The organism is Acinetobacter sp. Marseille-Q1618 (assembly GCF_902809855.1).
GTDB lineage: Bacteria > Pseudomonadota > Gammaproteobacteria > Pseudomonadales > Moraxellaceae > Acinetobacter.
On record NZ_CADDWJ010000002.1, the window covers coordinates 850,080 to 862,859 of the forward strand.

Annotated in this window: 13 protein-coding genes; 9 read left to right on the forward strand and 4 right to left on the reverse strand. The window is 38.1% G+C overall.

Going from position 1 to position 12,780, the window contains the following annotated elements; translation table 11 throughout:
* The first annotated feature begins 27 nt into the window (after nt 1-27).
* From HUS24_RS11180 to HUS24_RS11210, 7 genes are all read left to right on the forward strand, one after another.
* Nucleotides 28-651 (forward strand): TetR/AcrR family transcriptional regulator, encoded by a 624-nt coding sequence (locus HUS24_RS11180; RefSeq protein WP_173912086.1) that lies wholly within the window; start codon nt 28-30, stop codon nt 649-651.
* 298 nt (nt 652-949) lie between these two features.
* A complete protein-coding gene (locus HUS24_RS11185; protein WP_173912087.1) occupies nt 950-1,480 on the forward strand; it encodes a spore coat U domain-containing protein in 531 nt (176 codons plus the stop codon).
* A 24-nt stretch (nt 1,481-1,504) separates the two neighbouring features.
* Nucleotides 1,505-2,062: a spore coat protein U domain-containing protein gene (locus HUS24_RS11190; RefSeq protein ID WP_173912088.1), complete on the forward strand. Its 558-nt coding sequence runs from the start codon at nt 1,505-1,507 to the stop codon at nt 2,060-2,062.
* Nucleotides 2,063-2,093: 31 nt separating this feature from the next.
* Nucleotides 2,094-2,624, forward strand: a complete 531-nt coding sequence (locus HUS24_RS11195; protein WP_173912089.1) for a spore coat U domain-containing protein — start codon at nt 2,094-2,096, stop codon at nt 2,622-2,624.
* 5 nt (nt 2,625-2,629) lie between these two features.
* Nucleotides 2,630-3,433 (forward strand): molecular chaperone, encoded by an 804-nt coding sequence (locus HUS24_RS11200; RefSeq protein WP_173912090.1) that lies wholly within the window; start codon nt 2,630-2,632, stop codon nt 3,431-3,433.
* Between the two features lie 11 nt (nt 3,434-3,444).
* Nucleotides 3,445-5,904, forward strand: a complete 2,460-nt coding sequence (locus tag HUS24_RS11205; RefSeq protein ID WP_173912091.1) for a fimbria/pilus outer membrane usher protein — start codon at nt 3,445-3,447, stop codon at nt 5,902-5,904.
* Nucleotides 5,905-5,914: 10 nt separating this feature from the next.
* Nucleotides 5,915-6,910: a spore coat U domain-containing protein gene (locus HUS24_RS11210; RefSeq protein ID WP_173912092.1), complete on the forward strand. Its 996-nt coding sequence runs from the start codon at nt 5,915-5,917 to the stop codon at nt 6,908-6,910.
* 136 nt (nt 6,911-7,046) lie between these two features.
* Here HUS24_RS11210 and sfnG read toward each other — a convergent pair whose 3' ends face one another.
* Both sfnG and msuE read right to left on the reverse strand, forming a co-directional pair.
* On the reverse strand, nt 7,047-8,153 hold the full coding sequence (gene sfnG / locus HUS24_RS11215; RefSeq protein ID WP_173912093.1) for a dimethylsulfone monooxygenase SfnG: 1,107 nt from the start codon (nt 8,151-8,153) through the stop codon (nt 7,047-7,049).
* A 26-nt stretch (nt 8,154-8,179) separates the two neighbouring features.
* Nucleotides 8,180-8,908, reverse strand: coding sequence for an FMN reductase (msuE, locus tag HUS24_RS11220; RefSeq protein WP_173912094.1), 729 nt, complete (start codon nt 8,906-8,908; stop codon nt 8,180-8,182).
* 372 nt (nt 8,909-9,280) lie between these two features.
* Between msuE and HUS24_RS11225 the strand changes: the two genes are divergently transcribed.
* Nucleotides 9,281-9,931 (forward strand): response regulator transcription factor, encoded by a 651-nt coding sequence (locus HUS24_RS11225; protein ID WP_173912095.1) that lies wholly within the window; start codon nt 9,281-9,283, stop codon nt 9,929-9,931.
* Between the two features lie 42 nt (nt 9,932-9,973).
* Here HUS24_RS11225 and HUS24_RS11230 read toward each other — a convergent pair whose 3' ends face one another.
* The gene (locus tag HUS24_RS11230) at nt 9,974-10,831 is read right to left on the reverse strand and encodes a helix-turn-helix domain-containing protein (protein WP_173912096.1); all 858 of its coding nucleotides are present in this window, start codon (nt 10,829-10,831) and stop codon (nt 9,974-9,976) included.
* A gap of 170 nt (nt 10,832-11,001) precedes the next feature.
* On the opposite strand from HUS24_RS11230, the gene HUS24_RS11235 reads away from it, so the two are divergent.
* Nucleotides 11,002-11,910, forward strand: coding sequence for a DMT family transporter (locus HUS24_RS11235; RefSeq protein ID WP_173912097.1), 909 nt, complete (start codon nt 11,002-11,004; stop codon nt 11,908-11,910).
* 216 nt (nt 11,911-12,126) lie between these two features.
* On the opposite strand, the gene HUS24_RS11240 is transcribed toward HUS24_RS11235, so the two are convergent.
* The gene (locus HUS24_RS11240) at nt 12,127-12,735 is read right to left on the reverse strand and encodes an SPOR domain-containing protein (RefSeq protein ID WP_173912098.1); all 609 of its coding nucleotides are present in this window, start codon (nt 12,733-12,735) and stop codon (nt 12,127-12,129) included.
* Nucleotides 12,736-12,780 lie beyond the last annotated feature (45 nt).

The window sequence follows — 12,780 nt, forward strand, 5'->3', positions numbered from 1 at the left end:
TCTCTGAGCATGAAAGATGAGGAATAAATGAAAGAACAAGCTTTATTAGAGCGAATATTTCCCAGTAAAAAACACGAGGTCAAAAGAGCGATACTTTATGATGCACTGAAATGTTTTACTCAATTTGGTGCAGATAGCACCACGATTGAAATGATCAAACAACAATCTAATATGAGTATTGGTTCGATTTATCATCATTTTAAAAACAAAGAAGGCATTTTGGCTGCATTATTTTTTGCTGCGATTGATGATCTCAATCATCTGAGAGAGCAACAACTGATTCAATCTCAAAACTCTAAGGAAAGTGTGATTGCCGTTATTTTTAGCTATATTGATTGGATTGAGGATCATCCCCATTTCGCTGAAATTATGCTGACACGCGAATTGGATATTATGCATAGTGAACATGCTGAAAGGTTTAAAAAAAGAAAAAGTATGTATAGAAAACGACTGATTAATTGGTTTTCTATTCCTCAAAATATACAAGATGTGCAACATGTGCCTAGAGAGTTGATTCCTTCTCTTATTTTGGGTGTAACCGAACATTATGCGAAAACATGGTTGCTTGGACAAACCAAGTCCCAGCCTAGTCAGTTTAAAGAGGAACTAGCGTTAATGACTTGGGGATTATTAGAATCCTATCAATTTTAAATTAACAGCATAATTATGTGAAAATTTATATAACAATTGGTTTTTAAAATATTATTCTAATTTTTTTGTTAAACTTAGACTATTTTTATATCATAAATTTATATATTATTAATAAATAATATTTATTTACATTTTAATTACTTGAAAACATAAAGATATAAAATATTGTAGATTATTTTTTATACATATTTTATATGAATAAAATGTTATCTAATGTTAATCATATTGAAATACGTCACACAACCACAAAATAATACTATACAGATAACACATTTTTTACCTAACTACAGGTGATTTTATGAAAAAAACTCATATTTTGGCTTCTGGATTATTCATCGCTTCTTCATTACTTGCAGCGCCTGCGATGGCAGCGATTACAGGGCAAGTAGATGTAAAATTAAAAGTTTCTGCAGGTTGTGTTGTAGAAAACTCTGAAGTTGAAGGCGCAATGAACAAATTTGGTGTACTAGATTTTGGTCAAACATCATCAACTTGGTCTAACGTACTGACGGCTGAACTTGCCTCTGCAGGTGATGGTGGCGACTTAACCGTTATATGTGATGAGAGTGTTGGACAATTTAACGTGAGCGTAAATGGTGGTGAACGTAGTAATCGCACATTATCAAATGCGGCAGATACCGTTAACTATAATGTTTATCAAGATGCGGGACGTACTCAACTCTACGTCATTGATCAAAATGTACCATTCCCTGTAGGCGCTAATAATACACCAGTAAAAGTCCCAATGTTTGGTGCAGTACCAGCAAATGCGACTACTGTTTCAGAAGGGGATTATAAAGATACTTTGCTTGTAACTGTTTCTTTCTAATCAAAGAATGGTGAGGAGTTTGGCATGTTTAAAAGCACGGTACTCAAAACCCTCTGCTTGAGTGGATGTGTTTTTTTACATACCAATCTTGTGTATGCAGGTTCTGGAAGTGTGAACTTAACCAGTGAAATTACTCTAGAACCTGCCTGCCTGATTAACCAAAACAGCACTTTGCAAGGTGAGGATATTTCTCAACTGGGGCAGTTGGATTTTGGTGAACAAGGTTCAGGTTTCACCCATGCATCAGCAATTTTAAGTAATGAATCCAATAATGCGATCTCTATTTTATGTCCTGAAGGGAGTCTGGTAAAAGTCGCTTTTAATGCAGGATTAAATGCAACTCAAGTTCCTCCTCAGTTTGCTGCTGAATATCAACGTGCAATGGCAAATGGGGCTGGAGAATATATTGCATATCAGATTTATGAAAATAATAAAGCTGGAAGAGTCCTTACACCCGAAGCATCGCTCGAGTTTTTAGGAGGTGCTGAATATGTCTTTCGTATTTATGCAGAAGCTGTAAATTTACAGTTGCTTTCGAAGGGTGAATATAGCGATCAAATCACGATTACTGTTAATTTTTAACGACTAATTTTTAATAGTAGGGTAGATGTCTATGTTTAAACAGCTATTAAAAATAACAACGCCTATTTTTTTATTAGTTTATTCAGTCGCATGTGTTGCTGAAACATCAGCCACGATTGAAGTCAGTGCTGAAATTGAGGCAGGTTGTGTTTTTCAACAGTCACCCATAGGACTGAATTTTGGGATACATGCCTCAACCTCTCAAGAAAGCGCAGTTACAGCAAATATAAGTAATACACAGGAAACATGGAAAATCGAGTGTACGCCGAACACACCTGTCAATATCACTTTTGGAAATGGCAAAAGTATAAATAGCAATACACAAAATCGGCGACTTAAGCATGTTTCTGCAGAGCACTATCTGGATTATATGTTGTACCAAGATGCCAATTTAAGCCAACCCATAGGTACCACAACTACCAATACTTTAACCAAGCAAAGCACAGCACAAAATTTATTACTCGACTTCCAGATTTATGGTGTGGTCGATTTGAGTCAAGGCGCAGTAAACAAAATGCCTGGTCAATATACCGATGACGTTTTAATTACGATTACATGGTGAGATTTATGAAAAACTTTTTTAAACAAAACTCTTCTATTCACCGATTATCGACACACGTTGTCGCTGTTGCTGCGATGTTGAGTCCTGCTGTGGCATACAGCCAAGCAAATTTTCTCATTTGGCCGATTTATCCTGTAATTGAAAATAATCAAAAAGCAGTCGCTGTATGGTTAGAAAATGTCGGAGATAGTCCTGCAACGGTTCAAGTCAGAGTATTTAAGTGGAGTCAAGATCAACACAAAGAACAATTCTCAACCCAACAAGAAATTATCCCAAGTCCCCCAATCGTAAAAATTCCTGCAGGGACGAAGCAAATGATTCGTTTGACGCAGGCAGTGGCGACGCCTGAACTGAAAGAAAATGCTTATCGCGTCATTGTAGATGAGCTTCCTGTCGCAACGGATGACCAAAATAAAGCCAGTAGTGTGAATTTTAAAATGCGCTACTCCATTCCATTATTTACCTATGGTCAAGGGATGGGGAGTGGTTCAAATCAAGAAACTCACAAGCAAAATGCAAGAAATCCATTGGCAAAACCTATTTTAAAATGGAATTTGGCGCAGCATGAGGCTAAGGAAGTTCTTGAAGTGAGTAATTCTGGGGCGATGGTCGCAAGAATTACTGAGTTTAAAAGCGCAGGTCAGTCTTTTAAAGCACAGGCAGCAAATAATGCCTATGGCTATGTTCTGCCTAATAGCAAAATTTATTTTAATTTAAATGCTGATCTAAAAAATCAACTTTTAAAAAATAATGTCTTAGAAGCTGTAGTGGGTTCAAAGAAAGAGACGGTGACTATTGAAAAACAATAGGTGTTTGCCAAATGAAAGATTATGTGAGTTTTAAGCGAAGTACGCTTGCCCAATGTATCATCATTATTTTTTGTGCACCAAGTTTTCATTTGCATGCTGAAACTTTTTCAGAAATTCCAGATGCAGTTCAAACCATCCAAGAAATTCCACCGATCAAGTTATACTTGGATTTGGTGATTAACTCCTATTCAACTCAAAAAGTTGTCACTATCATCGCGGTTGATGATCATTACTATTTACAAAAGATGGTATTGCATGACTTGGATATTAATCCTGAGCATTTTCATACGCAGCAAGCGCTGAAAAGTGAAGATTTACTTCATCTTGGGATTAATTCTCAGCCTGATGAATGGGTGCAACTTGATCAGCAACCAGAAATCAAAACCGCTTATAACGCAAGTCAGCAACAAATTTTATTGGAGTTCCCATCAAATTGGTTACCTGAGCAACAATTAGGTAAAGACTATTGGTATAAGCGTACAACGGCACAAAGTGGAATGGGGCTGTTAAATAACTATGATATTTATGTGCAGAAACCACATGATCAATCAACGTCATATCATATTTTTACTGAGCAGCGTTTTTTTAGTCGCTACGGTTCTTTAAAAAATACAGGTAACTTTAGATCCTTTAAAAATTCGCTCAATCAAAAGACCGAAAATGATTACATTCGTTACGATACACATTGGCAATTTGACAGCGAAGATAATATTGCAACCCTAGAAATAGGTGATATTTATTCTGCAAGGAAAAACAGTTGGACGCAATCTGTACGTCTTGGTGGAATTCAGTTGAGGCGAAATTATAGTATTCGTCCAGATTTAATTACTTATCCTTTACCACAGTTTACAGGTGAATCAGCCTTACCCAGTACAGTGGATTTATTTATTAATGGTTTAAAAAGTTCAACCGATCATATTCAGCCGGGACCATATGTTTTAAACAGTGTCCCCTTTATTAATGGTCGTGGTGAGGCGGTTGTCGTGACGACGGATGCGGTTGGACGACAAGTTTCAACCACGGTTCCTTTTTATGTTTCAGGTGATTTACTTCAACCTAAACTTTTTGATTATTCTATTTCAGCAGGGAAATTGCGTGAAAATTACGGCATAAAAAACTTTGATTATGGTGATCTTATTGCAAGTTTTGATGGGCGTTATGGGATCACTCCTTGGTTGACCGCAGAAGCACATGCTGAAGGGAATAACGATGTATGGAATATGGGGTTTGGACAAGTGTTCAAACTTTACAATTTTGGTATTTTGAATACCTCTTATTCATATAGTCAAGCCAACGCCAATCAGCAAAATTTAGAACGTGATGTCAGTGGGCATCAGTGGACGGTTGGTTATCAATATCAACAACCTCATTTTGGTTTTAATGCATTGCATTCCAAACAAAGTGAAAACTTTAAAACAGTTGCCAACTATTATACAGATGGTTTGATTTCGATTAATGCACAAGAAAGTACTGTTGCCAATATGCACTTTTCCACCAAAAAATCTGGTGCGTTTGGTATTGGTTATTTTGGCATTAAACGTGATGGTTTTGATGACTCAGAGTTATTAAGTTTATCGTGGGCGCCTGTGTTGCCAAGTGAGTTAAAAGGTGCAACTTTGTCTTTATCTGCCAATCGAGATTTAAAGCAAGATACTTGGAATGCAGGTGTTCAACTGACCATACCTTGGGGACAAACACGAAGTTATTTAAATACAGGCTATCAATATCAGCAAGATGGGCGTAACTCTGCTTATGTAAATTATAATTATCAGATGCCTACAGAAGGTGGTTTTGGTGTCAACCTAACACATCGTTATAACGAAGGCTCAGATGGTTATAATCAGGCTCAAGTCAATTATCGTAACCGTTATTTTAACCTTCAAGCGGGTATTTCTGGAGATGATGATTATGATCAATGGTATGGTTTAGCAGGTTCTTTGATTTGGATGAAGAACACTGTTTTTGCAGCCAATCGACTTGGAGAATCATTTTCTCTTATCAGTACCAATGGACATGCCAATATCCCGATTCGTTATGAAAATAACTTGATTGGTGAAACCAATAAAAAGGGATATTTATTTGTTCCAAATGTCACGCCTTATTACAGTGCTAAATATTCTATCGACCCACTCAATCTTTCTTCAAACTATGCAACGCCTGTGGTAGAGCATCGTACAGCTGCCAAGTTAGGTACAGGAATCGTGGTTGATTTCCCAGTTAAAAAAGTACAAGCAGGTAGTATTTACTTAAAGCGTGAAAATGGTGAGCCCTTACCTGCAGGCGCTGTGGTTTATCAAGAAGGTCGTCAACCTACCTATGTGGGTCTAGACAGTATTGTTTATATTGAAGAATTGGAAAAACAAAATATTTTAAAAGTAGATTTGGGGTATGGGCAGTCCTGTACAGCCCAGTTTGCCGCAGAGTTAGATCAAGAACAGATCATTACCATTTCAGATGTTGTGTGTAGGTAGGAGATGAGGGATGAAGAATAAATTACTTTCTTTGTTGGCTGTGGGATTCTTAGGTTTACCTGCACAACAAGTATTTGCACTAGGCTGTTCAACTTATACATCTGGCGCACTTTTGGGACCTGTGAGCTCTTTTCAAGTCCCTTCTATAGGAGAACAAATCATGTCAGGAGGATTATCCTGCGAGATTATAGCGAATCTCCTTTCAACACAATATATAAAATATAAAGTTATGGATATTCCTGCAGCTTTGATTCATGAGAACGGAATAAATCAGGCAAAGATTATCATTAGAGATTCTCAAAATACTATTTTAAGCAATGATTTTGAAAAAGATCTCAGCGAATGGGATTGGCTTTCTATATTTGGGGGACCTGATAATAGTATTCCTTTTAAAATCACTGTTAATGAAACAACGAATTTGAAACCTGGAGTTTATAAAGGTGTCTTAAAAATGAAGTGGTATTACCACATTGGTGCTATTGGGATTGGTGGTGTTAACCTTTGGACCTATCATAGTCCTGGTACTTTATGGTTGCCTCTTGCAGGATTGGTGCGATGGGGTACGGGTGAAGATTCTAACGTTCCACTTCAATTAATCGTAGAAAAAGACTGTAATATTAATGCACAAAATATTAATTTTGGTAAGGCTCCCCTAGTTTCAAAGTTTGACCCTGTGACAGGTACAGTACAGATCACTTGTTCAGCAGAAACGCCTTATAGTGTTGGGTTGAGTGATGGACAAAACTTTGATCAAACCAGACGTATGCTAAACACAACAGGCAGTGGTTATTTACCTTATGAAATTTATAAGAATACTACAACTGATCGCTGGGGGCATTTAGGCACTGAACGTTGGTCTAGTGCAGATGCCACATTAAACCCAGGTAAGTATGATGGTTCTGCTGCTCAAGGCTATGCGTATACTGCTAAAATTATCGATGATGGAAGCAATCCTTCAGTTGTAGGTACATATAAAGACACACTTACTATAGAAGTGGCTTTCTAGTGTGAATAAACACAAGAGTTTATAATTGTAGGAGCGTAAACACTTCTGCGTTGGAAATAAAAAAATCCCTCAAGCCGAGTCAAGAGGGAAAAGTTCCACAACTTTTTGATTATTTATTGTTGTTTTAACATCAAAATTAAGCTGATTTTGCGTTGATTTGATTATTTTCTGCCTCCTCTAATTTACGAACTAAAGGTAGAACCTTTTCACCAAAATATTCAACTTCTTCGATAAAGTGTAGAAAACCTGAAAGTACTAAATCGACACCGACATGTTTAAGTTCAATAATACGTTCAGCGATTTGTTGCGGTGTTCCTATCAGGTTGGTTTTAAAACCATCGTTGTACTGTACTAAATCCTCAAAAGTTGATTTCGCCCAGTTGCCTTCACCTTCGGCTGTGGCTGCACCTGCTTCACGTGTGGCATCACCAAAAGCATTGACGGCTTCGATATTGGCTTTGTCAATAATTTCTTGCAGCACTGCTTGCGCTTCTTCTTCGGTATCTCGTGCGATAATAAAAGCATTTACTCCAATCTTCACTTGATGATTATTGGCTTTGGCTTTTTCACGGATATCATCAATTTGCTTTTTCAGCTCAGCAGGGGTGTTGCCATTGGTAAAATACCAATCTGAGACACGAGATGCCATGTCACGTGCTGCACGAGAACTACCGCCTTGGAAGATTTCAATATGCGGTTTTTGTACAGGCTTAGGACTTAATGTGTAGCCTTTAAACTGGTAATATTTCCCATTAAAACTAAAATTATCTTGTGTCCAAATGCCTTTTAAACTGCGTATAAACTCTTCAGAACGTGCATAGCGTTGATCGTGTTCAGGCCATTCCTCACCTATGGCATCAAACTCACCTCTAAACCAACCACTGACCACATTGATTGCAATACGTCCATGGGTTAAATGATCAATGGTTGCAAGCTGTTTTGCAGCCAGTGCAGGTTTCCAAGGACCAGGCAAGATGGCAGCAATGACTTTTAGTTTTTCAGTTTTCGCTAAAATACCATGACTAAAACTGACGGACTCATGCTGATTTTCTGCATTATATCCCGCAGTAAAACGAATTTGGGTTAGGGCATATTCAAAGCCATTTTTTTCAGCGGCTTGAGCAAGGCGTACATTGTAGTCATAACTCCAATCTGTACGTTGTTCAATTTCACTGACCACCAAACCGCCACTGACATTGGGTACCCAATAGGCAAATGTAATGTTTTTATCATGTTGTGACATAAGCAGATCCTCAGAATGATAAATGATTAAGCCACGTGTGTTTTCGGCTTTTTATGATGTATACGTGCTTCTGCTGCATCTAGGCTTGGTACTGCAGCAGACGGTAAAACTTCCTCTTGCTCGATTTGTTTGTTAATACCTAAGTTCTGCGAAGCTTGTTGTGACTTTTCTTTGATCACATCAGCACGTTGACCTTTGGCAGGTGCCCATTCCAAAATTGGTAGCGCACGTGCAACAGCCAGCGTGATACGGTCACGTAACAATTCACTCTGAATGGTGTATTCAGGCGTAAAATCACGATCTGTCGCATATACGCCGATCGGTAAAGTTTGTGCTTGGAAAAAGCTAAATAAAGGACGTAATTGATGTTCAAGCACTAAAGCATGACGGTCTGAGCCACCTGAAGCTGCGAGTAAAACAGGGACATCGACCAATGCCGTCTGTTCAACAAAGTCAAAGAAATGTTTGAATAATCCTGTAAATGACGCACGATAAACAGGCGTACCCACAATCAAAGCATCTGCCGCTTCTACCGCGGCTAAGTCATCTTGCACACGTTGTGGCAATTGATTACGGTAAATTGCACCGCCTAACAACTGTCCAATTTCGCTAAATTTAATGAAATGTACATTGATCGGGGTTGCTTCGCCCAATTCATCTAAAATCGCTTGTACTAATGCTTCTGTTTTTGATGGATGATTTAAACCGCCTGACACAGCAACAATATTTAAAGGCTTGTGTTGAATAAATGACATGTCATTAACCTAAAATTTGAATTTCGTAATGACATTTATTAATCAATATTCAATATATTCTGTAAAATAAGCAAAAACAGATTAATTATCAGATTTTTAGATATAAGTGAAAAATAAAAATTTTATTGGCATTTTTATTTTTAAGCGATTGATATATTTGTATAGTTTTAATGGGAATAAGTAATTCGCTGATCCAGCTAAAATTTATATTTAAAAATGATAATGAAATATAAAATGATAAATAACATAAAATGTGTAGGGATTTTATATTTAAAGCGACAAAATTATTAAAAATTCGTTATATTTAATTATCTTTAACAGCAATAGTACGGTTAAAATGAAAGACTGTGCTAGAGAGCTCTCACTTCGCTTATGAATATTTTAATCGTTGATGATCATCCACTGTTTCGCCATGCCTTAATTCAAGCGGTGCGTTATAGTTTACCCCAAGCTCAAATTCATGAAACTGCAGCAGTGAATGAATTTTATGAGCGTTTAGAGAATGGTCCTGAACCTGATTTAGTTCTGTTAGATTTAAATTTACCGGGTGCATCTGGGTTTTCTGCATTGGTTCATGTGCGTGCGCAATATCCATCATTGCCGATTATCGTGGTTTCGGCACATGAAGAAGCCTCGATTATCCAACGTGCAATTGCACATGGTGCAATGGGCTATATTCCAAAATCAGCGCATCCAAGTCATATTGGTGAAGCGATTCGTCAGGTGTTAGAAGGTGATATTTGGTTGCCACCAAACTTACCTGCCAATATGAATTTTGACCCTCGTGCAGCCGATGAAGCTGCTTTGGCAGAACGTATTCAATCTCTTACTCCACAACAGTTCCGTGTGTTGATGATGGTGGCAGAAGGTTTGCTCAACAAACAAATTGCTTATGAGTTAGAAGTGTCTGAGGCAACGATTAAAGCGCATGTTACTGCAATTTTCCGTAAATTGGGCGTGCAAAATCGTACCCAAGCGGTATTGGCGATCAGTGCGCTCAACATCGAAGAGAAAAAAGTTTAGCTGTCATCTTATACTGTCAAAACCAGTCGTTTAGACTGGTTTTTATTTGCGTAAATGAGATGGGGCATAACCAAAATATTGCTTAAATCGTGCGCTAAAATGGCTTGCTGAACTAAATCCACAGCTTAAAGCAATCTCAATCAAGTCTTGCGAGCTATGTAACACCAAGTCATGCGCACGTTTTAAACGTTGTTGTAAAACGTACTGGTGCGGTGAAATGTGCATGGATTGTTTGAACATATGTGCAAAATGATATTCACTCAGTTCAACTTGCTTAGCGAGATCAGCAATGGTTAAGGGTAAATGCAGCGATTGTTCAATCCAATCTTTCAAACGTTTTAGTTGGTGCGGTGCAATGCCGCCTGTAATACGCGGTAATGCCCATTGCACATTACTATAATGTTGTAATAAATGGTTGAGTAAAAGATTTGCAGCACTGCTCAGTTGTAGTTGATTGCTGCTTTCTTGCCAGTCACAGCCCAATAAAAAATGTCGATAAGCCGTACTAATCATCGGGTCTTGGGCAAAGTTTTGTTCATTCAATTGGATCTGAGAAGGCTCTTTGTCCCACACGTTTAGCGCAATATTACGCAGATGTTGGTCGGTATAATATAAATGTACGAAATCTAAATCGCCTCGAATATCCCAAACCGACTCTTGTCCTTTTGGCATCAAGCAAAAACGATCAGGCGCACCACCATTTTTCCAACCCGACTGGGTTTTGCGATAGCTTTCATAACCACCACGCACATATAAACTCAAGGTGTGATGATTACTACATACGCTTACCGTGTCATGGCGATTGCTCCAAGCGGCTATTTGCATACCTGAACCGAGCGTCACAGTATCTAAGAGTTGGGTTTTATGCTGTTGTAGTTGCTCAATGGTTTTATATTTCATTTGACTGAACAAAGAGAAAGGTTTTGACTTGAGTGTAACCATGAATATATTTCAGACAAAATATTTTTGATAAAAAAGCGCAAGAATATATAAGTCAGCCCAAGAATATGGACGCTAAAATTTAGAAAAATTTACATACTGAGCTCATTAAGTTTGACAGAGCATATAGCGTGAATGGCGTACTTTATTTGGCGGTTGTATTAATTTGGGGAACCACATGGATTGCCATTACGGCACAGCATGGTTTATTTAGTCCTGTCATTGCAGTGTTTTGGCGTTTTGTGATTGCAGCAGGATTGTTGTTTTTATTTTTACTGTGTACAGGGCGTTTAAAAAAGCTCGATATTCAAGACCATGTATTTTGTGCGTTACAAGGACTGTGTATTTTTGGGTTTAACTTCATCTGTTTCTATACCGCGATTGCATATATCAACAGTGGTTTGGAGTCGGTGATATTTTCCATGGCGGTTTTATTTAATGCCATTAATAGCCGAATCTTCTTTTCACAAAAGATCTCCGCTTATTTTCTGCCTGCAGCCAGTTTGGGCTTTTTTGGTATTGTGGCGTTGTTTTGGCATGATGTGGTGAGTACTCAAGTGCAATGGCAAACTTTATTTGCGATTGGTTTATGTATGCTTGGAACGTATGGTTTTTCTTTGGGAAATATGATCAGTATTCGTCATCAAAAGAAAAAGCTAGATGTATTTACCACCAATGCTTATGGCATGCTGTATGGCGCAGCATTGATGGCAATCATTGGCTATGTTCGTGCAGATTCATTTTTACCAACCATGATGAGTACACATGCTTTGGGTGCATTGATTTATTTGGCAGTCGTGGGGTCAATCGTTGGTTTTAGTGCATATTTTATCTTGATTAAGCGTATTGGGGCAGGGCAGGCCGCATATAGCACATTGTTATTTCCCTTGGTAGCTTTAGTTATTTCAACCATTTGGGAAAACTACCAATGGCATTTGGGCTCATATTTGGGTGTGATTTTTATTTTATTGGGTAATTATATTTTATTTAAACAACCGCAGTGGTTACGACAACTTTTACATAAAGGCAAAGTTGCTTAAACATAAAAAGCAGCCTGTTTTAGACTCATGCTGATTAGTTAAGCCAAATAATTGGATAGATTCCTAAAAATCTCCCCTCTTGCGCAGCATTGCTGCTCATCTTTGAAAAAGAGGGGAACTTTCAGTAACTAAAGTAATTTTTAGTAATCTTGCTTAGCAGTGCTACTCATCCCTCCTTTGAAAAAGGAGGGATGGGGGAGGATTAAAAAATAATAATTAACGCTTCACTACGATTGAATCAATACCACTGTGTTGTAATGTTTGTTGTGCAATCACGGCTGCATTTTGTGAATCATAAGGGCCAGAAATTACACGATACCATGTTTGTCCACCTTCCGTAGTTTTCACTACATCTGCAGATAGACCATTTAAAATAATTTCAGCACGACGTGCATCGGCACTGTCAGGGTCAGGATAACTGCGTACTTGTAAAATATATTCAGGTTGTACAGGCGCAGCGACTTGTTCAGATACATCTAAACCCACATCAACTTCTTCATCACGTGGTGTCGCTGGAGCTTCCACAATCACAGGTTGAGATTGGGTTTGTGTTTCAGGTACAGCTTGTTCAGGAATGGGTGTCACTTGTTGATTTGGTAAGAGGTCGTAAAAACGGTAGTCTTTATTGGTATCTTCTTGATAATGATCCGAAGTGACTTCATTGCTACGTGTTGTTACGGGAGCCCATGGTTTCCAAAGTAGCAAAGCTACAGCAAAACTGAGGATGATTAAAATGACAACAAGCATCCCTAACCATTTTGGAATCAATGGTTTTTGGGGTTTGTTTGGTCGTTCAGACACGCCGCGTTGCGTTTTTCCAAACACGTGGAATTCCTCTTACTAATAAACAACGTTATATATGACAACGTC